We start from the raw sequence: 21471 nt of genomic DNA, 5'->3' as shown, positions 1-21471 counted from the left end.
GGGAGGACTGACGCACATGGCGATGACGGGTGTGGTGAAGGACGAGCTGAGCCGCCTCTCGGTGCTCAAGCCTTGCTGCCGCAAGGCCGAGGTCTCGACGCTGCTGCGGTTCGCCAGCGGTCTGCATCTGGTGGGCGGGCGGATCGTGATCGAGGCCGAGCTCGACACCAACGTGACGGCGCGCAGGCTGATCAGGGACATCGGCGAGGTGTTCGGGCACAAGGCCGAGGTCCTGGTCCTCGCGCCCGCGGGCCTGCGCAAGGGCTCGCGCTACGTCGTGCGCGTCTACCGCGACGGTGAGGCCCTGGCCCGGCAGACGGGCCTGATCGACAACCACGGCCGCCCGGTGCGCGGCCTGCCCCGCCAGGTCGTGGCCGGGGCCACCTGCGACGCCGAGGCGGCCTGGCGCGGGGCGTTCCTGGCGCACGGCTCGCTCACCGAGCCCGGACGCTCCATGTCGCTGGAGGTCACCTGCCCGGGGCCCGAGGCCGCGCTGGCCCTGGTCGGCTCCGCGCGCCGGCTGAAGATCCACGCCAAGGCCCGCGAGGTGCGCGGGGTGGACCGGGTCGTGGTCCGCGACGGCGACGCCATCAGCGCCCTGCTGACCCGCCTGGGCGCCCACGACAGCGTCCTGGCCTGGGAGGAGCGCCGCATGCGGCGCGAGGTCCGCGCCACCGCCAACCGCCTGGCCAACTTCGACGACGCCAACCTGCGCCGTTCGGCCCGCGCGGCGGTCGCCGCGGGCGCCCGGGTGCAGCGCGCCCTGGAGATCCTGGGCGAGGACGCCCCCGAGCACCTGGTGGTGGCCGGCCGGCTGCGCGTGGAGCACAAGCAGGCGTCGCTGGAGGAGCTGGGCCAGCTCGCCGACCCGCCGCTCACCAAGGACGCCATCGCCGGCCGCATCCGCCGCCTGCTCGCCATGGCCGACAAGCGCGCCGGCGACCTCGGCATCCCCAACACCGAGGCCAACCTCACCCTCGACATGCTCGCCCCCTGAGCCCGACGGCACGCGGCGCCGCCTGCCGTGACGTGGGGGCGTGGCCGGGGCGGGGGCGTGCCGGGAGAGGATTGGGGGAGTGGAGGGGGGCCCTTGGTGTGCGCTTGGGGAGTCGTGTGGTCTACACCAATTTGGGTCCTATAAGGTTCATGTTTGAGGTTCAAGCCCGTCATCGCGCCGGCAGGGGCCGGCGCACCCGACGTACGAGGAGATCGGTGCCGTGAGCATCCGCGTAGGCGTCAACGGCTTCGGCCGCATCGGCCGCAACTTCTGGCGCGCTGTGGCGGCCAGCGGTAAGGACATCGAGATCGTTGCGGTCAACGACCTGACCGACAACGCCACGCTGGCCCATCTGCTGAAGTACGACAGCATCCTCGGCCGCCTGCCGTACGAGGTGAAGGCGACGGCCGACGAGATCACCGTCGACGGCAAGTCGATCAAGGTGTTCGCGGAGCGCGACCCCGGCAAGCTGCCCTGGGGCGACCTGGGCGTGGACGTGGTGCTGGAGTCCACCGGCCTGTTCACCGACGCCAACAAGGCCAAGGTGCACGCCGAGAACGGCGCGAAGAAGGTCATCATCTCCGCGCCGGCCAAGAACGAGGACGTCACGATCGTGATCGGCGTCAACCAGGGTTCGTACGACCCGGCCAAGCACACGATCATCTCCAACGCGTCCTGCACCACCAACTGCCTGGCCCCGATGGCGAAGGTCCTCAACGACACCTTCGGCATCGAGAAGGGCCTGATGACCACGATCCACGCCTACACGCAGGACCAGAACCTGCAGGACGGCCCGCACAAGGACCTGCGCCGCGCCCGCGCCGCCGCGCTGAACGTCGTGCCGACCTCCACCGGCGCCGCCAAGGCCATCGGCCTGGTGCTGCCCGAGCTCAAGGGCCGCCTCGACGGGTTCGCCATGCGCGTGCCGATCCCGACCGGCTCGGCCACCGACCTGACCGTGGACGTCTCCCGCGAGGTGAGCGTCGAGGAGGTCAACGCGGCGATGAAGGAGGCCGCCGAGGGCCCGCTGAAGGGCATCCTGTCCTACACCGAGGACGAGATCGTCTCCGCCGACATCGTCACCGACCCGGCCTCGTGCATCTTCGACGCCGGCCTGACCCGTGTCATCGGCAACCAGGTCAAGGTCGTCGGCTGGTACGACAACGAGTGGGGCTACTCCAACCGCCTCGCGGACCTCATCGAGCTGGTCGGCGCGGACCTGTGATGCGAGAGGCGGGCGAACTCGACGTCAAGGGGCGGCGCGTCCTGGTGCGCGCCGACCTCAACGTGCCGCTCGACGGTGAGACCATCACCGACGACGGCCGCATCCGGGCGTCTCTGCCCACGATCCGCGACCTCGCCGAGCGCGGGGCGCGGGTCGTCGTGTGCGCCCACCTCGGCCGCCCCAAGGGCACCGTCACGCCCAAGTACTCCCTCAAGCCGGTCGCGCGCCGGCTTGAGGAGCTGTACGGCTCCCCGGTGCTGTTCGCCACCGACGTGGTGGGCGAGTCCGCGGCCGACCTGGTGCACAACCTCCAGGACGGCCAGGTCGCGCTGTTGGAGAACCTGCGCTTCGAGCCGGGCGAGGAGTCCAAGGACGACGCCGTGCGCGGCGCGTTCGCCGAGAAGCTGGCCGCCCTGGCCGAGCTGTACGTCGGCGACGGCTTCGGCGCGGTGCACCGCAAGCACGCCAGCGTCTACGACGTGCCCCGCCTGCTGCCGCACGCCGCGGGCGGGCTGGTCCTGGCCGAGGTCACCGTGCTCAAGCGGCTCACCGAGGAGCCGGAGCGCCCGTACGTCGTGGTGCTCGGCGGCGCGAAGGTCTCCGACAAGCTGGGCGTGATCGCCAACCTGCTCGGCAAGGTGGACCGCCTGCTCATCGGCGGCGGCATGGCCTACACCTTCCTCAAGGCCCAGGGCCACGAGGTGGGCCGCTCGCTGCTGCAGGAGGACCAGCTCGACCAGGTGCGCGGCTTCCTCGACGAGGCGGCCAAGCGCAACGTCGAGCTGGTGCTCCCGGTGGACGTGCTGGCGGCGACCCACTTCGCCGAGGACGCCCCGCACGAGGTGGTCGAGGCCACCGCGATCCCGGCCGACCGCGAGGGACTCGACATCGGCCCGCGCACCCGCGAGCTGTTCGCGGCCAAGCTGGCCGACGCCAGGACGGTGTTCTGGAACGGCCCGATGGGCGTGTTCGAGTTCGACGCGTTCGCCGGGGGAACCAGGGCCGTCGCCGAGGCGTTGGCAGGGTCGGAGGCGTTCACCGTCGTCGGCGGTGGCGACTCCGCCGCCGCCGTGCGCAGGCTGGGCCTGCCCGAGGACGGCTTCTCGCACATCTCCACGGGTGGCGGCGCCAGCCTGGAGTACCTGGAGGGCAAGACACTGCCCGGCCTCGCCGCGCTGGAGGACTGACTGATCATGGGGCGCACGCCGCTCATCGCCGGCAACTGGAAGATGAACCTCAACCACTTGGAGGCCATCAACCACGTCCAGAAGCTGGCCTTCTCCCTCAACGACAAGGACTTCAACGCGGTCGAGGTGGCGGTGCTGCCGCCGTTCACCGACCTGCGCAGCGTGCAGACGCTGGTCGACGGCGACAAGCTGCGCATCGTGTACGGCGCGCAGGACCTCTCGCCGCACGACTCCGGCGCCTACACCGGCGAGGTCTCCGGGGCGATGCTGGCCAAGCTCGGCTGCACGTACGTCCTGGCGGGCCACTCCGAGCGCAGGCAGTACCACGCCGAGGACGACCAGGTGGTCAACTCCAAGGTGCTGGCCGCCTACCGGCACGGGGTGACGCCGATCCTGTGCGTGGGCGAGGGGCTGCCGGTCCGCCAGGCCGGCGGGCACGTCGCCCACACGCTCGCGCAGCTCGACGGCGCGCTGCAGAAGGTGACCGCCGAGCAGGCCAAGTCGATCGTCATCGCCTATGAGCCGGTGTGGGCGATCGGCACCGGCGAGGTGGCCACGCCCGAGGACGCCCAGGAGGTCTGCGGGGCGGTGCGCACGCGACTCGCCGAGCTGTACGACGGCGAGGTGGCGGAGGCCGTACGTATCCTCTACGGAGGATCGGTGAAGTCCGGCAACATCGCGGGCATCATGAGCAAGCCCGACATCGACGGCGCCCTCGTCGGCGGCGCCAGCCTCGACCCGGCGGAGTTCGTGAAGATCTGCCGGTTCGGGGAAATGTCTGGCTAACTCGGCCGTTCGGAGGGTGCGATTTGACAGCAGGTCGTACCCTCTTAGAGCAAGTTTGAATCGTCACGCCGACGACGTCGTGCAGGAGCCGTGCCCGGACGCGGGCACGCGAGACAAGAGAACAGGTCTACGGTGACTATCGGAATCTCCATCGCCCTCATCCTGTCGAGCGCCCTCATGGTGCTGCTCGTGCTGCTTCACAAGGGCAAGGGCGGCGGCCTCTCCGACATGTTCGGCGGTGGGTTCTCATCGTCGTTCGGGGGGTCGTCGGTGGTCGAGCGCAACCTCGACCGGCTCACCATCATCACGGGCGTGGTCTGGTTCGTCTGCATCGTCGCCCTGGGCCTGCTTCTCAAGCCCTGACGGCCCTAGGCGGCGTGACAGTGATTCTCCCCCCGCCGCGCGCGGGGCGATCGAGCGAGGAGTTCATCCGTGGGTAGTGGCAACGCGATCCGTGGCAGCCGTGTCGGCGCCGGCCCGATGGGGGAGGCCGAGCGCGGCGAGGCAGCTCCACGTGTTCGGGTCCCGTTCTGGTGCGCCAACATGCACGAGACGCGGCCCAGCTTCGCCAGCGACGCGGCCGTGCCTGAGCTGTGGGACTGCCCCCGATGCGGTCTCCCGGCCGGGCAGGACGAGCACAATCCGCCGGCCCCGCCGAAGAACGAGCCGTACAAGACGCACCTTGCCTATGTGAAGGAGCGGCGCAGCGACAAGGACGGCGCCGCGATCCTCGCCGAGGCCCTGGAGCGCCTGCGCACTTCCTCGCGCCCGATCTACTGACCCGCCGCCGGCCGGTCGCCGGCCCGGACCGCCGATCCCCCGTGCGCGTGCCGCGCGGGGGATCGTTCGTCTGCGCCCCGGCCGTGGGCATGCGGCACCGCAGTCTCGACGTCCTCCACCGTCTCGCAGCGCCACGGGGGTCTCCATACCCGCTCCGGCCCGGCGTATGTCCCGGATCTCATGATGTGGACGCTTTCGGGGGAGCCGGCTGGTTCGGGGCCGTCTGTTTCAGGGCGGCCATGCGCTCGTGCACCAGGGCCAGGCGGCGCTCGATCTCGGGCAGGAACGCCGGGACGATGACGTCGCGCCGGGTGCGCAGCCGCTCCGCGGCCTCCTGGGCCGCCCGCTCGACCAGCCCCAGCACCTCCGCCCGGCCGGTGCGGAAGCCGTCGGCCACGGCGGCGTCGTGCTCGCGGGCGAGCGCCTGGGCCAGGGCGGCGCCGTCGCGCTCCAGCGAGTCGCGCACGCCCGAGGCGCCGACCGTGAACGCCAGCGGCCACACCAGCGCCGAGAGCCCCTCCCAGCCCACCGGCACGGGCTGGAACAGCGCCACCGCGGTGATCGGCACCGCCGCCAGGTACGCCGCGGCGGCCACCCGCGCCAGGGGCGCGAGGTCGCGCAGGTACATCGCGGTCAGCGGCCCGCACCACAGCAGGAAGTGCAGGGACGGGATGCGGGGCAGCCCGCCCGAGTACAGGTGCTCGAACTCGGCCGTGGCCACGAAGGAGACCAGGCCGCCGTGCGCGAGCGCGACGGCCAGGACCGTGCCGTGCGCGGCCGGGCCGCGCCGGGCGATCCGCAGGTGCGCGAACCAGGCCAGGACCAGGGCCAGCCCCGCGAGGGGGACGGTGGCGGCGAGCGGCACGCCGTCCATCTGCGGCCAGGAGTGCGCCAGGGTCCCCGGCGCCGCGATGGCCAGGATCGGCGCGCCGAGGTCGAACGCCGGGGCCGCGGGTCTGGGGTCGGCGGGCAGCAGCACCCGGTGCGGGCCGACCCGCAGTTCCTGCTCCAGGCCCGGTGGCGCGCTCCGTACGGCGCGTACGGGCACGTGCCCGGTCAGGCCGAGGGAGTCCAGCCGGGCGTACAGCGCGGCGACCTGCCGGGCCGACAGCAGCAGCGTGCCGTCGGCGATCGGGCCGAAGGCGACGTCGCGCGACAGGTCGGGACCGGCCGAGTTGTGCCGCTCCTCCCAGCGCAGCAGCGCCGTGCGCAGGTACGCGGCCTGCCCGGCGGTCTCCTCGGCCATGCGGCGCCGCCAGGCCGCCAGCGGCGCCCCGGCCGGCTCGCCCGGCGCCGCCAGCAGCGGCCAGGTGCGGGTGAGCACGTCCACCACCGTGTCGGCTCCGGCGGCGACGCTGTTGCGGCCCGCCAGTACGGCCTGCGCCCGCGCCGCCTGCCGTTCGATCTCCGCCAGCCGCAGCCGCCGGTGCGTGCGCGGCTCCCAGTAGCGGCGGATCAGCGCCCCGCCCAGCAGCCCGAACACCGGCCACACGAACGCGCTCAGCGTCACCGGGCGCCCGGCCAGCAGCAGCGCGGCGGCCGTCGCGGTCCCCACCGCCAGCGGCACGGCCACCGCCCGGCGCCCCCGGGTGGCCGCGGCCTCGGCCGCCAGCGGCGCGGCCAGCATGGCGGGGAGTCGGACGGCTGCCCGAGGGCCAGCGACCAGGCGGCCACGTCGGCGCAGTCCAGCGCCAGCCGCAGCCGGGCGGGGAGCGGGCGGCGGGAGCCGGGGCGCATCAGGGCGTACAGGAGCACGTCGTAGCCGCAGCACAGGGCTCCGGCGGCCAGCGCGGCGGCGGGCGGCAGCACGCCGAGCGCCAGCGCCGTCACCACGCAGGCCGCGCGGGTGGCCAGGCGGAGGTTGAGGAACAGGCGGCGGAAGATGTACCGGCTCGACTCGGCCGCCACCGCGGTGATGGGCGGCAGTCCGGCCGGGTGCGTCGGGACGCTCAGCGTTCCGGCTCCCGATCCTCGGCCGGCAGCGGTGGCGGGCGGCGGGTCTTGACCCGGGTGGCCCAGGCCAGGAAGCGGGCGATCTGCGGCAGCGACGGCTCGCGCTGCGGCCGGTCGGGGGTGCGTCCGTCGGCGGTCATCGCGGTCAGCCGGGCGTGCCGGTTGAACTCGCGGCGCAGCCTGCCCCAGGAGCGGGACCGGGGATCGCGCCGCTCGGCGATGCGCGCGGGCAGGTCCTCGGCCAGCGCGTGCCGTACGGCCGCGTTGACCCGGCTGTCGCGGGACACGCCGTGCAGGATCTCCTCCTCGGCGTCCTCCGGCCCGGGGACCGGCCTCCCGCCGTGACCGAGCACGGCGGCGCGCAGCGTGGCCGCCTCGGCCAGCTCGCTGCGGTGGTAGAAGAAGTCGGCGCCGGCCTCGCGCATGCGGCGGCGTACGGCGCCGTCGAAGAAGTGCCCGGTCAGCACCACGACCCTGGTACGCCCGCCGGCGGCGCGTATCCGCTCGACCACCTCCACCCCGGGGAAGTGGTCGTCCGCGCGGCGCTCGTCGGCGGCGTCGACCAGGGCGACGTCCACCCCGGCCCACTCGCCCGGCCACGCCAGCGCCGCCCGGTGGTCCATGGCGGCCACCACCTCGCTGGAGCCGTCGCCAGGCTCGCCGAGGATGGCGGCGATGCCGCGCAGCGAGATCTCGTCGTCGTCCACGATCACGACCCGCGTCGCCCGGCCCACCCGGACCTCCTCCGCACCCGGAGACTTCGACCAGATTCATGGAGCAAGGTCAAGTCTGTCACGGGTGCCCGCGGGGGTCAGCCGCCGAAGACGGGCTCTCCGTCCAGGAACGTCATCGCCACCCGGGTCGTCCAGATCTCGCCCGGATCGAGGGCGAACGGGTCGCGGTCGAGCACGACCAGGTCGGCGGGCCGGCCCGGCTCGATCGCGCCGGCGGGGGAGCGGTTGATCCACGCCGACCCCGCCGTGTACGCCGTGAGCACCGTGGCCAGGTCCAGCGCCTGGCCGGGCAGGAACGGCGTCTGCGCGGTCGGGTAGGAGGCGTGCACCGACCCGCCCGGCTCGGTGCGGTTGACCGCCACGTGCATCGCCTGCAGCGGGTCGGCGGTGGACACCGGCCAGTCGCTGCCCGCGCAGATCCGGGTGCCGAACCGCAGCAGGTCGGCGAAGGGATACTGCCAGGAGGAGCGTTCCTCGCCCAGGAACGGCAGGGTCAGCTCGTCCATCTGGGCGTGGTGGGTGGCCCACAGCGGTTGCAGGTTGGCGGTCACCCCAAGCGCGGCGAACCTGGGCAGGTCGGACGGCTCGATGATCTGCAGGTGGGCGATGTGGTGCCGGTTGGCCGGGTCGGTGCCCTCCAGCGCGTCCAGGGCCTCGCGCACGGCCCGCTCGCCGATGGCGTGGAAGTGCACCTGGAAGCCGTGCCGGTCCAGCTCGGCGACGTACCCGCCCAGCTTGGCCGGATCGACGTACGACAGCCCGGTGCCGCCGCACCGGCAGTACGGCTCGATGACGGCCGCGGTGAAGTTCTCCGTGATCCCGTCCTGCATGATCTTGACCGAGGTGGCCCGGAACCGGTCCAGCCCCGCGGCCCGCGCCCGGCGCTCCAGCAGGTCCTCGATCTGCTCCGCGCCGCGCCCGCGGTCCCACCACAGCGCGCCCACCACGCGGGCGCGCAGCTTCCCGGACGCCGCGGCGGCGAGGTAGACGGGGAGCTGGTCGTCCGAGCCCGCGTAGGAGCCCACGATCGCGTCCTGCCAGCCGGTGATGCCCAGCGAGAGCAGGTACGCCTGCGCGTCCAGCAGCGCCGCCTCCAGATCGGCGGCCGTCGGGCGCGGGGTGAGCAGCCCGACCAGGTCCATCGCGCCCTCGTGCAGCACTCCGCTCGGCGTGCCGTCGGGGTCGCGCTCGATCCGCCCGTCGGCCGGGTCGGGGGTGTCACGGGTGATGCCGGCGATCTCCAGCGCCCGGGTGTTGACCCAGGCGGCGTGGTGGTCGCGCTGGATGAGGTACGCGGGCCGGTCCAGGAAGTCCAGGTCGCGGCGGTGTGGCAGCCCGCCGGGGAAGGCGGACATGTCCCAGCCGCCCCCGTCGATCCACTGCTTGCCCGGGTGCGCCTCGGCGTAGGCGCGCACCCGCTCGCGGTAGGCGTCGGGGCCGTACACCTCCGACAGGTCGCATCGGGCCCGCTCCAGCCCGGCCTGCACGGGATGCATGTGCGCGTCGGTGAACGACGGCGTCAGCAGCCTGCCCGCGAGGTCCACGGTGTCGTGCCCGGGAGAGGCCAGGCGGGTCACGTCGCGCTCGGCGCCCACGGCGGCGATCACGCCGTCGCGGACGAGCACGGCCTCTGCGGGCTGGGCGGGCTCTGCCGGCTCGGCGGTCGCGGTGAAGATCCGCCCGCCGCGGAAGAGGATCTCGGTCATGGGTCGCCTATCTGCCGGTGGTCGCCGGCCGGTGGTGTGCCGTCTGGTTCGCCGTCTGCGGTGGTGTGCCGTCTGCGGTTGGTTTGCCGTCTGCGGATGGTCTGCCGTCTGCGGGGGATTCCGCCGTCGGCCGGTGGTCGCCTATCTGCCGGTGATGGTGTCGGCGATGCGGGCCAGCGCGGACGTGCGCGCGCCGGGCGCGCGGTTCTCCCGGGCGTCGGCCATCCGGTAGAGACGGTACATCGCGTGCACGCCCAGCCAGCGCAGCGGCTCGGGCTCCCAGCCCCGCACCCGCCGGCCCACCCAGGGCAGCGCGGTCAGCTCGGTCTCCTCGCCCAGGATCAGGTCCCGCAGCGTGCGCCCGGCGAGGTTGGCGGTGGCCACGCCGTGCCCGGTGTACCCGCCCGCCCAGCCCAGGCCGGTCGCCGGGTCCACGTGCACGGTCGCGCACCAGTCGCGCGGCACGCCGAGCACCCCGGACCAGGTGTGCGCGATTCCCGCTCCGCTCGCGCGGACGGCGGGGAACATGCCGGTGAGCAGGTCCCACAACGCGCCGACGGTCCAGGCGGGGGTGCGCCCGCGCTCGTCGATTCGTGAACCGTACCGGTAGGGACGGCCCCGGCCGCCGAAGGCGATGCGGTCGTCGGCGGTGCGCTGGGCGTACATGTAGTAGTGGGCGAGGTCGCCGAGCAGCTCGCGGCCCTCCCAGCCGATCGCCTCCCACACCTTGGCCGGCAGCGGCTCGGTGACGATCATGGAGCTGTTCATCGGCAGCCAGGTGCGCCGCTTGCCGGGGAGCCCGGCGGTGAACCCCTCGGTGGCGCGGATCACGTGCCCGGCGCGGACGGTCCCGTACGGCGTGACGGCGCGGCCGGGCTCGATCGCGGTCACGGGGGTGGCCTCGAAGACCTGTACGCCGAGGCCGCGCACGGCGCGCAGCAGGCCGCGTACCAGCCGGGCGGGCTGGATGCGGGCGCAGTGCGGCGACCACAGCATGCCCTGGGCCCCGGCCACCCGCAGCCGCGCCTCGCGCTCGGCGTCGTCCAGCGGGCGCAGGTCCTCCTCGCCCCAGCCCCACTCGCGCTCGTGGGCCAGCATGTGCCGGGCGCGGGCGAGCTGCGCGCGGTTGGTGGCGACGTGCAGCAGGCCGCTCTTGACGATCCCGGCGTCGATGCCCTCGGCCGCCGCCACCGCGATGACCTCGTCGATCGTGGCGAACATGGCGCGTTGCAGCGCCCTGGCGGCCTCGGCCCCGTGCGTCGCGGCGTACCGCTCCGGGATTCCGGCCAGGTCGGCGGTCAGCCAGCCGCCGTTGCGGCCCGACGCGCCGTACCCGGCGAACTCGCGCTCCAGCACGGCCACCCGCAGCCCCGGGCGGGCCCGCTTCAGGTAGTAGGCGGTCCACAGGCCGGTGTAGCCCGCGCCGACGATCGCCACGTCGGCGTCGAGGTCGCCGCCGAGGGCATCCCCGGGCTCCGGTACGCCGCCGAGGTCGCGGTACCAGAAGGAGACCTCGCCGTTGACGAATCCGCCGGCGAGGGGAGCGGTGGGGGCGGGCGCGTTCATGGGCACATCCTGCTATATCCGTGTATGGTGCCGCACACTGCTACGGATTGCGCGGTGATAAGCGGCGAAGTGTGGATGAATCCGCATGAACGATATGAAGCAGGATGAAACGGTGGGCTCACCGTTGTGTAGCAGCCGTGTAACAGTCGTACGGCACCCTTGGGGGCAACGGAGGGAACGGAGCGACGATGGGATTTCTGCGGATTCGTACGACGGTGGACGAGCGTCCCGGCCGTCTGGCGTCCCTGGCCGCCGCGCTGGCGGGCCGGGGCGGCAACATCCTGGGGATGAGCGTCCAGACCGACACGGACGGCACCGTTGACGAGTTCATGGCCGACATCCCCGCTTCGCCGGAGGCGGTGCGCGAGGCGCTGGAGGGCGCGGGCGGCCGGCGGGTGCAGGTCGTCCCCGCCACCGCGCACGAGCTGACCGACGAGCCCACCCGGGCGCTGCTGCTGGCCGCCCGGCTGCGCGCCGCCCCGTGGCGGCTGCCGGAGTTCCTGGGCGAGCTGCTGCGCGCGGACGACGCCCGCTGGGTGTACGGTGCGGCCGTGAGCGATTCGGGGGAACGCGCCGCGACGGCGAACGGGCACGACGGCGCCGCGGACGACAGCACAGGCGAGACCGGTGGGATCAACGGCGAGATCGGCGGGATCCATGGCGAGATCGGCGGGATCAATGGCGAGATCGGCGGGATCAATGGCGAGATCGGCGGCGACGTCAACGGCGAGATCGAGCAGGCCGTCCGGCTGCCCGACCCGACCCTGCTGACCGTGCCCGTGGCGCCGCGGCGCTTCGTGCGGCTGCGCCGGTCCGAACTGCCCTTCACCCTCACCGAGGCCGCCAGAGCCGCCGCGTTCGTCCGGCTGGCCCAGCCCCCGGCCGACCCGGTCGGCTCCGAGCGTCCGGTGCGGCTCGCCGACGGCGCCGAGGTGATCGTCAGGCAGCTCACCCCCATCTACCGCGACGCGGTGCGCGACCTGCACGAGCGCTGCTCGCCCGAGACCCGCAGGTTCCGCTACTTCACCGCGATGCCCACCCTGCCGCCGCGCGTCTTCGACCGCCTGTGCGACCGCGGCAGGGGCCACTCCCTCGTCGGCGGGCACGACGGCCAGGTCGTGGCCCTGGCCAACCTGATGTTCACCGCCGACCCGGGCATCGCCGAGATGGCCTTCCTGATCGAGGACCGCTGGCAGGGCCGCGGCCTGGGCGGCAGCATGGCCCGCATGCTGGTCCGCGAGGCCCGCGACCTGGGCTTCGCCGAGGTCAGGGCCACCATGCTCTCCGACAACGTCCGGATGCGCCGCCTGATGCTCTCGCTCGGCGCCACCCTGTCCTACACCGAGGACCCGGGTGTCCTGGAGGCCCGCCTCCCGGTCGGCGTCATGGAGCCCTGCTAGGACTCATCCTCCTCCGGGCGCTCGCCCGGCTCGCCGTCCTCACCCGCGGGGAACGCGAACCCGTACGGATGCCGCAGTCCGTGCGGGGCCGGGCCGGCGGGCAGGCCCAGGGAGTCCCGGCGGCGTTCGCTCCGGCTCAGACCCTCCGCCAGGCACCTCATCCGGCGTTCGAGGCGCCGCAGGTACTCCAGCATGGCCGGCGGCGAGGCCATCCGTCCCGGCCCCGGCATTCGCACCGGCCCCCGGCATCCCACTGGCCCCTGGCATTCGCACCGGCCCCGGCATCCGCTTTGACGGCTCCGGGATCGCCGCCACCACCCGGCCCGCAACTCGCCCGGCGCGCCCGCCACGTCGGGCGCAGGCGGCTCGCCGGGCGCGGTCGGCTCGGCCTGCTCCTCTGCCCCGGCGGCGAACCAGGCCAACGCGATCGTGGTGCGCAACCCGATCCCCGACGCGCCGGCCGTCTGGGTCGGCCGCGACTGCGACGACATCCCGAGCTGTGGGGCCCGGCCGACGGGCTGCGGTTCAGCGGCGTGCGCATCCGCAACACGTACGCCGACGGCATCGCCTTCAGCGACGGGACGCGCAACTCGCGCGTGTTCGACTCCACCTTCCGCACCACCGGCGACGGCAGGGGAACCCGGAGGCGTGTCTAGCCTGCTAACTCACTAGTACGTACATTAGGGGTACGCGCGCCGCCCGCATCCGCTGGAAAGGACGAAACGATGGCCTCGTTCCTGGTCGGACTCATCGGCTCGGGCATCGGCCCCTCCCTGAGCCCGCCGCTGCACGAGCAGGAGGCCGTGCACCACGGCCTGCACTACGTCTACCGGCTGCTCGACACCGACAGGCTCGGGCTCGACGTGGGCGATCTGGTGCGCACGGCGCGGCGGTTCGGCTTCGACGGGCTCAACATCACCCACCCGTGCAAGCAGAGCGTCATCCCGCACCTGGACGAGCTGTCGCCGGACGCCCGCATGCTGGGCGCGGTCAACACCGTCGTCTTCGACGGAGACCGGGCCGTCGGCCACAACACCGACTGGACCGGCTTCGCCGAGTCGTTCGCCCGGGGCCTGCCCGACGCGCCCACCCACCACGTCGTGCAGCTCGGCGCCGGGGGCGCGGGGGCCGCAGTGGCGCACGCGCTGCTCACCCTGGGCGCCGACCTGGTCACGGTCGTGGACGCCGACCCGGCGCGGGCAGGCGGGCTGGCCGGCGAGCTGACCGGACGCTTCGGCGCCGGGCGCGCGCGGCACGCGGCCCCGCCGGAGCTGCCGGGGCTCCTCGCGGCGGCCGACGGCCTGGTGCACGCGACCCCCACCGGGATGGCCCACCATCCGGGGATGCCGCTGCCCGCCGGGCTGCTGCGTCCGGGCCTGTGGGTGGCCGACATCGTGTACCGGCCGCTGGAGACCGAGCTGCTGCGGCACGCGCGGTCGCTGGGCTGCCGCACCCTCGACGGCGGCGGCATGGTCGTCTTCCAGGCCGCGCACGCCTTCCGGCTGTTCACCGGCCGGGAGCCGGACGCCGAGCGCATGCTCGCCCACCTGACCGATCTCATCGCCGTCCGGAGGAGGAGCGGTGCGTAAGTCCATCGCCACCGTGTCGGTGAGCGGCACACTGACCGAGAAGCTGGAGGCGATCGCCGCCGCAGGCTTCGACGGTGTGGAGATCTTCGAGAGCGACCTGCTGGTCTGCCCCCTGCCGCCGGAGGAGATCCGGGCCCGTGCCGCCGACCTCGGCCTGACGATCGACCTCTACCAGCCCTTTCGCGACTTCGAGTCGGTGCCGGACGACGTGCTGACCCGGAACCTGCGGCGGGCCGAGCACAAGTTCCGGCTGATGGAGCGCCTGGGCGCGGACCTGCTGCTGGTCTGCTCCAACGTCTCCCCGGGCGCGATCGGCGACGACGACCTCGCCGCCGGGCAGCTCCGGCTGCTGGCCGAACGGGCCGCCGAGCACGGCATCCGCATCGCCTACGAGGCTCTGGCCTGGGGCAGGCACGTCAACGAGTACCTGCACGCCTGGCGTCTGGTGCGCCTGGCCGGCCACCCCGGCCTGGGCGTGTGCCTGGACAGCTTCCACATCCTCTCGCGCGGCTCCGACCCGATCGGCATCGAGGCCATCCCGGGCGAGAAGATCTTCTTCCTCCAGCTCGCCGACGCGCCGCGGCTGGCCATGGACGTCCTGCAGTGGAGCCGCCATCACCGCTGCTTCCCCGGCCAGGGCACCTTCGACGTGGCGGGGGTGGCGGAGCACGCGCTGAACGCCGGGTACGCCGGTCCGCTGTCGCTGGAGGTGTTCAACGACCACTTCCGTCAGGCCGACGCCAGGCGGACCGCGCGCGACGGCATGCGCTCGCTCATCGCGCTGGAGAGCACCCTGGAGCACGGCGGGCCCGCGCGTCCGATCGTCCCGACCGGGTTCGCCTTCGCCGAGCTGGCCGGCACCGGCGAGCTCGGCGGGATGCTGACCGCGCTCGGCTTCGCGCGTACCGGGAGGCATCCCACGAAACCGGTCGAGCTGTGGGAGCAGGGCGGGGCGAGGCTGCTGCTCAACGCCACCGGCGGCGAGCCCGCCCTGATCGCGATCGGGCTGGACAGCCCCGACCCCGCCGGGGCCGTCGAGCACGCCGAGTCACTGCTGTCACCGGTCCTGCCCCGCAGGCGGGGGCCGGGCGAGGCCCGGCTGGACGCCATCGCCGCCCCGGACGGCACCCAGATCTTCTTCTGCGACGACTCCTGGCTGTCCGACTTCGCCCCGGACGGGCGGGCAGGGGGAGAGATCACCGGCATCGACCACGTGGCACTCGCCCAGCCGCGGCACTACTTCGACGAGGCCGAGCTGTTCTACCGCACCGTGCTCGGCCTGAGCCCGCAGCCCGGCCTGGAGCTGCCCGACCCGTACGGGCTGCTGCGCAGCAAGGCGATGTCGTCCCCCGGCGGCGGCGTGCGCATGGTGGTCAACATCGCCCAGGTCGGCGCCGAGGGCGTCCCGTGGCAGCACGTCGCGCTGGCCTGCCGGGACGTCCTGGCCGTGGCCCGCAGGCTGCGCGCGGAGCATCCCGGCCTGCTGCTGCCGATCCCCGGCAACTACTACGACGACCTGGAGGCCCGCCACGATGCCGATCCCGAGCTGCGCCGTCTCGGCGTGCTGTACGACCGCGACGAGGACGGCGGCGAGTTCCTGCACCTCTACACCGTCACGGTGGGCCGGGTCTTCTTCGAGCTGGTCCAGCGGATCGGAGGCTACGACGGTTACGGGGCCGTCAACGCGCCCATCCGGCTCGCGGTGCGGCATTCCGGCGGTGGCTAAGATGAGCGCGTGACCGTCTCCGCCTCCTCACCCTCCGGCGCGGCCGATCGCCAGCGCGACGCCGAGCGCACCAAGGCGGAGATCCTGGAGGTCGCCCAGCAGGAGTTCGCGCGCCACGGCTACGCGGGCGCGCGGGTCGATGAGATCGCCGCGCGCATGCGCACCACCAAGCGCATGATCTACTACTACTTCGGCAGCAAGGAGCGGCTCTACATCGCGGTGCTGGAGAAGGCGTACGCCGAGGTCAGGGCGGTCGAGCGCACGGTCGACGTGCAGCACCTCGCCCCGGTCGAGGCCATCCGCACCCTCGCCGAGCTGACCTTCGACCACCACGACGCCCATCGCGACTTCATCAAGCTGGTCGCGATCGAGAACATCCACCAGGCCGAGCACATCCGCAAGTCGCAGGCGCTGGCCGGCCTGGGCACCCCCGTGCTCGACCTGATCGAGTCGATCCTCGACGCGGGCACGGCGAGCGGCGAGTTCGTCACCGAGGCCGACGCCATCGACGTGCACATGCTCATCAGCTCGTTCTGCTTCTTCCGCGTGGCCAACCAGCACACCTTCCAGGCGCTGTTCGGGCGCGACATGACCGCGCCCGAACACCGCGACCGGCAGCGCCGGATGGTGGGGGAGATGATCGTCGCCTACCTCCGCGGCCAGGGTCCCGCCGCCTGATCCGGAGACCCGGCCAGGTAACCGATCGGCAACACCCTTGTAGTGTACGAACCAGTGAGTTAGTTTCCTGTCACCGCATCTCCCCCGTGAGGAGCTTAATGTGACGGTGCACGGCAAACCTCGTAAAGCGGCTGTAGCAGCCTGGATCGGCAGCGCGCTGGAGTACTACGACTTCTTCATCTACGGCACCGCCGCCGCCCTGGTCTTCAACAAGATCTTCTTTCCCTCCTCCTCGCCCGCCACGGGGACCCTGCTCGCGCTGGCCACGTTCGGCGTCGGCTACCTGGCCCGCCCCGTGGGCGCCTTCGTGCTGGGGCACGTGGGCGACAGGTTCGGCCGCAAGCGGGTGCTGGTGACCACGCTGGTGATGATGGGCGGCTCGACGTTCCTGGTGGGCTGCCTGCCCACCTACGACCAGGCCGGCCTGCTCGCGCCGGTCCTGCTCGTGGTGCTGCGCCTGATCCAGGGCTTCTCGGTCTCCGGCGAGCAGGCCGGCGCCAACTCCATGACCCTGGAGCACGCCCCCGAGAACCGGCGCGCCTACTACACCAGCTTCACCCTCAACGGCACCCAGGCCGGCCAGATCATCGCCACGGCGATCTTCCTGCCCATCGCCGCGCTGCCCGAGGACCAGTTGCTGAGCTGGGGCTGGCGGGTGCCGTTCTGGCTGAGCGTCGCGGTGGCGGTGGCGGGGCTGGTCATCCGGCGCACGCTGGAGGAGACGCCCGCCTTCGAGCGGGAGGTCGCCGGCCACACCGTGGCGAAGATGCCCCTCGCGGTGCTGTTCCGGGAGCAGTGGCGCGACGTGCTGCGCGTGGTGGTGGCCGCGGTCATCGCCTCGGTCAGCACCATCTTCACCGTGCACGCCCTGTCGTACGCCGTCAACACGATCGGCCTGGAGCGCGGCCCGATGCTCTGGGTGGGCGTCCTGGCCAACGTCGCCGCGGTGATCACCATCCCGCTCTGGGGCAGGTTGTCCGACCGGATCGGCCGCAAGCCGGTGTTCGCCGGCGGGTCGCTCGGCTGCGCGGTGCTGATGTTCGCCTACCTGTGGTCCATCTCCGTCGGCGACTACCTGCTGATCTTCATCGCGGGCATCGTGATGTTCGGCGTCGTGCACAGCGCCACCAGCGCCGTGTGGCCGTCGTTCTACGGGGAGATGTTCCCCACCCGGGTGCGCCTGTCCGGCATGGCGATCGGCACCCAGATCGGGTTCGCGATCGCGGGGTTCGCGCCCACCGTGGCCACCGCCGTGGCGGGCACCGGCCCCGGGAGCTGGCTCGGCGTCTCGGTCATCACGGCCATGCTGTGCCTGATCAACGTGGCCGCGGTCCTCACCGCCCGGGAGACCTACAAGGTGCCGACCGCCGAGCTGGGGCTCAGGCCCGCCGAGCGGGTGACCGTGTGAGCGGCTTCCGGGTCCTCGCCGTGCGCTACGCCCAGCGCGACGCCCGGCGCGGCGAGCACTTCCACGGCTACGAGCCCGGCGGGGACAGCCCCCATCCGACCGCGTACTACGTCTGGGCGGCCGTCTCCGACCGGCACACGGTGGTGATCGACACCGGCATCGCACCGGAACGGGCGGCGCGCGCCGAAGGTCTCCGCTACCGCTGCTCGCCCGTGCAGGCCCTGGCAGAGGCGGGCGTGGCCGCCGAGTCGGTGGACCACGTGGTGCTGACCCACCTGCACTACGATCACACCGGCACCGCGCACCTGTTCCCCCGGGCCCGTTACGTCGTGCAGCGGGCCGAGCTGGCCTACTGGACCGGCCCCTGGGCGGAGCGGATCGCCCGCGAGCGCTGGTTGCTCGACGAGCACGACCTCGCCCGCCTCCTGTCGGCCAGGGAGCGGGGCCGGGTGCGGGTGGTGGACGGCGACGCGCCCGTGCTGCCGGGCCTGAGCGTGCACCTGGTCGGCGGGCACACGGCGGGCATGCAGGTGGTGCGGGCCGAGACGGCCCGCGGCCCCGTCGTGCTGGCCTCCGACGCCAGTCACTTCTACGAGAACCTGGAAACCGACCGGCCGTTCCCGATCCTGCACAGCATGACCGGCGTGTACGGCGCCTTCGACCGCATCAGGGAACTGGCCGGCGACCCCGGACTGGTGGTCGCCGGCCACGATCCCCTGGTGCTCGAACGCTTCCCGCTGCTGGGCGCCGACGTCGCCGTGATCGCGCCCTAGGCGGGCAGGACCTCGATCTTGCCCGTGGGGCGCGGGCTGTGGCAGTCGTTGAAGAAGTACTCGCCCGGCCGGGTGAAGGTGTACTGGAACGACTCGCCCGGCTTGAGCCGCACGTCGAACAGGCCCTCGAAGAACTGCGTGGCCCCGTGCACGTGCACGTTGTCCGCGGGGTTGACGAACGTGACCGTGGTCCCGGCCGGAACCCGCAGGTGGGTCGGGGCCATGGCGTTGACCGCCGACTCGACGGTCCCGACCTGTCCGTTGTCGTAGGTGCGGGCGAGCACCACCGTGTTGTTCACGGCGCTGCCGTCCACCGGGGCCCCGAGACCGGACGGCGGACCACCGGGGCGGGCGGGGTGGCGGCCGGGGGCACGCGCCCGCCCACCTTGAACGCCCACAGGTGGTCGCCGCGCGGCGCCGAGTTCCCGTACGGGATGCCGGTGCCGCCGGCGTAGACCGCGATGTACTGCTCGCCGTCGATCTCGTAGGCGATGGGGCTGCTGCTGACGGCGGCCCCGGTCTGCCAGCGCCACAGCTCGCGCCCGTTCCTGGCGTCCAGGCACAGCAGGTTGCCGTCGGGCTGCCCGATGAACAGCAGATCGGTGGCGGAGGACGTCACCCAGCTCTCCTCGGCCGGACGGCTCCTGTCGTACAACGCCGTGATGTTCCTCAGCACCACCCGCGACGCGTTCGACGAGTCCGCCCAGACCGCGCTGCGCCAGTACATCCGGGCCGGCGGCGGGTTCGTCGGCGTGCACAACGCCTTCGGCACCGAGTACAACTGGCCCTGGTACGAGGGCCTGCTCGGCAACGCCAACTTCTACGACCACAGCGCCAACCAGCCCGGCACCGTGGTCACCGTCGGCCGCCGCGACGCATCCACCCAGGGGCTGCCCCGCACCTGGACCTTCTCCGACGAGTGGTACAACCTCGTCCCGGCGCCGACCCGCGTCCGCGTGCTCGCCGAGGTGGACGAGAGCACCCTGGCCCGGGGCGTGCGCGGCAACCTCGGCCACCCCGGCCACGGCGAGCACCACCCGGTGAGCTGGTGCCAGTACTACGACGGCGGCAAGGCGTGGCTCACCACCCTCGGCCACGACGTCCGGGCGTGGACCGACGAGCCCATGGAGGGCGACCGGTTCTTCGTCCAGCATCTGCTTGGCGGCGTGAAGTCCGTGCTGGGCATGGCCCCCTTCTGCCGCTGAGACCGGCCGCCCCCTGGCCGGCCGCCCACGACGAGGAGATCCGACCGCCGCCCCCGTGCGGCGGTCGTCCCATCAGGGCCGCGCCCGCCTTCCCCGGGCGCGGGTCAGCGGCACGTGACGGGCGCCACCTTCAGGCCGATGAGGGCGTCGATGAGCCCCGTCGCAGCGAGCCCGCGGCGTGCCCGCCCGGGGTCCAGGCCGTGGTCCAGCAGGACGCCCGCGGCCGGGCCCTCTCGGCGGCGAACACCCCGGGCAGCAGGTGGTCGCTGTCGATCGCGGCCTGGCTGTCGATCTCGGCCTGGCCGAGCCGCCTCGCCTCGTCCTGGGCCGCCACCACGGCACATCGGGCACGATCGTCGAAGCGCTCGAACACCGAGATCTCCCGGCAGGCAGGCGGAGCCGGCTCTGCTTGGCAGTCGAAGTCGGGCAGCGGGAGGAACTCCTGGTGCACGTGGCCCTCGGCGCCGTACCCGCCGGGCGTGGCGAACTCCCCGCCGGGCGTGACCACCCGCAACGCGACGCCCTCCCCACACACCACCCACACCATCACCCCCGGCACCCCAACACGCCCCAACGACCGCAACTCACCCGACCACCCACACCACCGCCCCACCCCTCCCCAACACGCCCTGACGGCCGGAGGTCGTGGGGCATCGACGGCCCGCGCGGCATACGCTCCTACATCAGCAAACCGCTGCTCGGCATTCGGGTGGGGTCGTGGTCGCCGGGGCGTGTTGGCGTGGGTTGGGGTGGTGTGGGTGGTGTGTTCGGTGGTTCCTGGTTGTTGTGGTGTGTCCGCGTGGGCTGGGTGGTGGTGTGGGTGCTGTGTGCCGCACGACCCCCGGCCCTCAGCGCGCCTTCGTGCGGGCAGGAGCGGTGGTGTGGGGGACGTGTGCCGCGTGGCTCCCGGTCGTCAGCGTGTCTTCGCGCGGGCGGTCGCGGCGGTGCGGGCGGCTCGGCGTTCCTCGCGTTCGGCCACCTCGCGCCGGTGGGCGGCGGTGGCCAGTTGCTGCCGGGCCTTGGCGAGCTTGCCGGACAGCCGTTCCACCTTCTCCGTGAGCCGGTCGTGCTCGGCCACGGCGGCCTCCAGTTCGGCCCGCCACTCGGCGTGGTCGCGCTCGGCCTCCTGGGCCGCCCGCTCGGCCTCGCGTGCGGCCCGCTCGGCGGCTTCGCGTGCCTCCCGCTCCGCGGCCTCGCGCGCCTGCCGGTCATCGGCCTTCTTGCGCGGCTGGGCCGGGCGCTTGGGGCGGGGGCCGGCCGGGGCCGCGGGCGCCGGGGTGAACCCGGCGTAGCTCAGCGGGCGGACCAGGCGCCCGCGGCGCACCTGCTCGGCCGCGTCCTCGTCCACCGTCGCCGCGTCCAGCGTCTGCTCGATCTCGGCCGGAGCCGAGCCCGACAGCGCCTGCCCGGCCGCCTCGGCGGTCTCGCGGATCAGCCGCAGCAGCCGCCCGCTCGCCGCGCCGCGCCTGCGGGTCAGCTCGGCCAGCGCTTCGACGTCCTGCTCCTGCCACACCCGGCGCAGCTCCGCGCCCAGCTCCAGCAGCTCGGTCAGCTCGTCGGGATGCCGCCGGGACGCCTGGTTCACCGCCCACGCCGCGACCGTGGGCCGCCGCAGCGTGCGGATCTCGCGGGCGAGCGCCGCGTCGCCCGCCTCCTTGGCCGCACGCGCCGCCGCGTCGCGCTCGGCCGTGAAGTCACCCGGCGCCAGACCGTACAGCCGCCCGGCCACCTCGTCGAGGTCCACGATCCACAACTACC

23 protein-coding genes are annotated in these 21471 nt (G+C 73.2%); 14 read left to right on the top strand and 9 right to left on the bottom strand.

Annotation, left to right across the window (positions count from 1 at the left end; genetic code table 11):
- Positions 1-16: 16 nt before the first annotated feature.
- From whiA to HNP84_RS27895, 6 genes are all read left to right on the top strand, one after another.
- Entirely contained in the window at positions 17-997 is a 981-nt protein-coding gene (whiA, locus tag HNP84_RS27920; protein WP_185052884.1) for a DNA-binding protein WhiA, read from the top strand.
- A 220-nt stretch (positions 998-1217) separates the two neighbouring features.
- Positions 1218-2222 carry a type I glyceraldehyde-3-phosphate dehydrogenase gene (gene gap / locus HNP84_RS27915; protein ID WP_185052883.1) on the top strand — a complete coding sequence of 335 codons (1005 nt, stop codon included), beginning with the start codon at positions 1218-1220 and terminating at the stop codon, positions 2220-2222.
- Positions 2222-3409: a phosphoglycerate kinase gene (locus tag HNP84_RS27910; RefSeq protein ID WP_185052882.1), complete on the top strand. Its 1188-nt coding sequence runs from the start codon at positions 2222-2224 to the stop codon at positions 3407-3409. The genes gap and HNP84_RS27910 overlap by 1 nt, the downstream gene beginning before the upstream one ends.
- A 6-nt stretch (positions 3410-3415) precedes the next feature.
- Entirely contained in the window at positions 3416-4195 is a 780-nt protein-coding gene (gene tpiA, locus HNP84_RS27905; RefSeq protein WP_221336802.1) for a triose-phosphate isomerase, read from the top strand.
- 132 nt (positions 4196-4327) lie between these two features.
- Positions 4328-4558 carry a preprotein translocase subunit SecG gene (gene secG, locus HNP84_RS27900; RefSeq protein WP_185052881.1) on the top strand — a complete coding sequence of 77 codons (231 nt, stop codon included), beginning with the start codon at positions 4328-4330 and terminating at the stop codon, positions 4556-4558.
- A 69-nt stretch (positions 4559-4627) separates the two neighbouring features.
- A complete protein-coding gene (locus HNP84_RS27895) occupies positions 4628-4975 on the top strand; it encodes an RNA polymerase-binding protein RbpA (protein WP_185052880.1) in 348 nt (115 codons plus the stop codon).
- Between the two features lie 178 nt (positions 4976-5153).
- Here the strand turns inward: HNP84_RS27895 and HNP84_RS27890 are convergent, their stop codons facing one another.
- From HNP84_RS27890 to HNP84_RS27875, 4 genes are all read right to left on the bottom strand, one after another.
- Positions 5154-6602 (bottom strand): hypothetical protein, encoded by a 1449-nt coding sequence (locus HNP84_RS27890; RefSeq protein WP_185052879.1) that lies wholly within the window; start codon positions 6600-6602, stop codon positions 5154-5156.
- Between the two features lie 322 nt (positions 6603-6924).
- Positions 6925-7662: a response regulator gene (locus HNP84_RS27885; RefSeq protein WP_185052878.1), complete on the bottom strand. Its 738-nt coding sequence runs from the start codon at positions 7660-7662 to the stop codon at positions 6925-6927.
- A 77-nt stretch (positions 7663-7739) separates the two neighbouring features.
- Complete coding sequence (locus tag HNP84_RS27880; protein WP_185052877.1) at positions 7740-9368, bottom strand: amidohydrolase; 1629 nt, start codon at positions 9366-9368, stop codon at positions 7740-7742.
- A gap of 141 nt (positions 9369-9509) precedes the next feature.
- Positions 9510-10934, bottom strand: a complete 1425-nt coding sequence (locus HNP84_RS27875) for an NAD(P)/FAD-dependent oxidoreductase (protein ID WP_185052876.1) — start codon at positions 10932-10934, stop codon at positions 9510-9512.
- Positions 10935-11122: 188 nt separating this feature from the next.
- Between HNP84_RS27875 and HNP84_RS53515 the strand changes: the two genes are divergently transcribed.
- On the top strand, positions 11123-12334 hold the full coding sequence (locus tag HNP84_RS53515) for a GNAT family N-acetyltransferase (RefSeq protein WP_246518745.1): 1212 nt from the start codon (positions 11123-11125) through the stop codon (positions 12332-12334).
- Here the strand turns inward: HNP84_RS53515 and HNP84_RS27860 are convergent.
- Positions 12331-12546 (bottom strand): hypothetical protein, encoded by a 216-nt coding sequence (locus tag HNP84_RS27860; protein ID WP_185052875.1) that lies wholly within the window; start codon positions 12544-12546, stop codon positions 12331-12333. The genes HNP84_RS53515 and HNP84_RS27860 overlap by 4 nt on opposite strands.
- 321 nt (positions 12547-12867) lie before the next feature.
- On the opposite strand from HNP84_RS27860, the gene HNP84_RS55250 reads away from it, so the two are divergent.
- The 6 genes from HNP84_RS55250 to HNP84_RS27835 all read left to right on the top strand — a co-directional run bounded on the left by HNP84_RS55250 (position 12868) and on the right by HNP84_RS27835 (position 18508).
- On the top strand, positions 12868-12990 hold the full coding sequence (locus HNP84_RS55250; protein ID WP_281396281.1) for a hypothetical protein: 123 nt from the start codon (positions 12868-12870) through the stop codon (positions 12988-12990).
- A 69-nt stretch (positions 12991-13059) separates the two neighbouring features.
- On the top strand, positions 13060-13923 hold the full coding sequence (locus HNP84_RS27855) for a shikimate dehydrogenase (protein ID WP_185052874.1): 864 nt from the start codon (positions 13060-13062) through the stop codon (positions 13921-13923).
- On the top strand, positions 13916-15649 hold the full coding sequence (locus HNP84_RS27850; RefSeq protein WP_185052873.1) for a bifunctional sugar phosphate isomerase/epimerase/4-hydroxyphenylpyruvate dioxygenase family protein: 1734 nt from the start codon (positions 13916-13918) through the stop codon (positions 15647-15649). Before HNP84_RS27855 ends, HNP84_RS27850 begins: the two co-directional genes overlap by 8 nt.
- 9 nt (positions 15650-15658) lie before the next feature.
- Positions 15659-16327 carry a TetR/AcrR family transcriptional regulator gene (locus HNP84_RS27845; RefSeq protein ID WP_185052872.1) on the top strand — a complete coding sequence of 223 codons (669 nt, stop codon included), beginning with the start codon at positions 15659-15661 and terminating at the stop codon, positions 16325-16327.
- 100 nt (positions 16328-16427) lie between these two features.
- Positions 16428-17735: an MFS transporter gene (locus tag HNP84_RS27840; RefSeq protein ID WP_185052871.1), complete on the top strand. Its 1308-nt coding sequence runs from the start codon at positions 16428-16430 to the stop codon at positions 17733-17735.
- On the top strand, positions 17732-18508 hold the full coding sequence (locus HNP84_RS27835) for an N-acyl homoserine lactonase family protein (RefSeq protein WP_185052870.1): 777 nt from the start codon (positions 17732-17734) through the stop codon (positions 18506-18508). The genes HNP84_RS27840 and HNP84_RS27835 overlap by 4 nt, the downstream gene beginning before the upstream one ends.
- On the opposite strand, the gene HNP84_RS51320 is transcribed toward HNP84_RS27835, so the two are convergent.
- Together HNP84_RS51320 and HNP84_RS51315 are read right to left on the bottom strand one after the other, a co-directional pair.
- Positions 18505-18807, bottom strand: a complete 303-nt coding sequence (locus tag HNP84_RS51320) for a cupredoxin domain-containing protein (protein ID WP_221336801.1) — start codon at positions 18805-18807, stop codon at positions 18505-18507. The genes HNP84_RS27835 and HNP84_RS51320 overlap by 4 nt on opposite strands.
- Positions 18804-19127, bottom strand: coding sequence for a hypothetical protein (locus HNP84_RS51315; protein WP_221336800.1), 324 nt, complete (start codon positions 19125-19127; stop codon positions 18804-18806). Before HNP84_RS51315 ends, HNP84_RS51320 begins: the two co-directional genes overlap by 4 nt.
- Between HNP84_RS51315 and HNP84_RS27825 the strand changes: the two genes are divergently transcribed.
- Positions 19096-19713: a ThuA domain-containing protein gene (locus tag HNP84_RS27825; protein ID WP_221336799.1), complete on the top strand. Its 618-nt coding sequence runs from the start codon at positions 19096-19098 to the stop codon at positions 19711-19713. The two genes, HNP84_RS51315 and HNP84_RS27825, sit on opposite strands and share 32 nt — an antisense overlap.
- Positions 19714-19843: 130 nt before the next feature.
- Here the strand turns inward: HNP84_RS27825 and HNP84_RS27820 are convergent, their stop codons facing one another.
- The gene (locus HNP84_RS27820) at positions 19844-20260 is read right to left on the bottom strand and encodes a hypothetical protein (RefSeq protein ID WP_185052868.1); all 417 of its coding nucleotides are present in this window, start codon (positions 20258-20260) and stop codon (positions 19844-19846) included.
- 366 nt (positions 20261-20626) lie between these two features.
- Positions 20627-21466, bottom strand: coding sequence for a hypothetical protein (locus tag HNP84_RS27815; RefSeq protein WP_185052867.1), 840 nt, complete (start codon positions 21464-21466; stop codon positions 20627-20629).
- Between the last annotated feature and the right edge of the window lie 5 nt (positions 21467-21471).

This window comes from Thermocatellispora tengchongensis (assembly GCF_014202315.1).
In the GTDB taxonomy this organism is placed as follows: domain Bacteria; phylum Actinomycetota; class Actinomycetes; order Streptosporangiales; family Streptosporangiaceae; genus Thermocatellispora; species Thermocatellispora tengchongensis.
This window is presented reverse-complemented; position numbering and strand designations above follow the sequence as displayed.

Coding starts and splice junctions, on each gene's coding strand:
- HNP84_RS53515 (WP_246518745.1), top strand. CDS start 11,123: ATGGGATTTCTGCGGATTCGTACGACGGTGGACGAGCGTCCCGGCCGT.
- HNP84_RS27855 (WP_185052874.1), top strand. CDS start 13,060: ATGGCCTCGTTCCTGGTCGGACTCATCGGCTCGGGCATCGGCCCCTCC.
- whiA (WP_185052884.1), top strand. CDS start 17: ATGGCGATGACGGGTGTGGTGAAGGACGAGCTGAGCCGCCTCTCGGTG.
- HNP84_RS27875 (WP_185052876.1), bottom strand. CDS start 10,934: ATGAACGCGCCCGCCCCCACCGCTCCCCTCGCCGGCGGATTCGTCAAC.
- HNP84_RS27910 (WP_185052882.1), top strand. CDS start 2,222: ATGCGAGAGGCGGGCGAACTCGACGTCAAGGGGCGGCGCGTCCTGGTG.
- HNP84_RS27860 (WP_185052875.1), bottom strand. CDS start 12,546: ATGGCCTCGCCGCCGGCCATGCTGGAGTACCTGCGGCGCCTCGAACGC.
- HNP84_RS27820 (WP_185052868.1), bottom strand. CDS start 20,260: ATGGTGTGGGTGGTGTGTGGGGAGGGCGTCGCGTTGCGGGTGGTCACG.
- HNP84_RS27825 (WP_221336799.1), top strand. CDS start 19,096: ATGAACAGCAGATCGGTGGCGGAGGACGTCACCCAGCTCTCCTCGGCC.
- HNP84_RS27880 (WP_185052877.1), bottom strand. CDS start 9,368: ATGACCGAGATCCTCTTCCGCGGCGGGCGGATCTTCACCGCGACCGCC.
- HNP84_RS27890 (WP_185052879.1), bottom strand. CDS start 6,602: ATGCTGGCCGCGCCGCTGGCGGCCGAGGCCGCGGCCACCCGGGGGCGC.
- tpiA (WP_221336802.1), top strand. CDS start 3,416: ATGGGGCGCACGCCGCTCATCGCCGGCAACTGGAAGATGAACCTCAAC.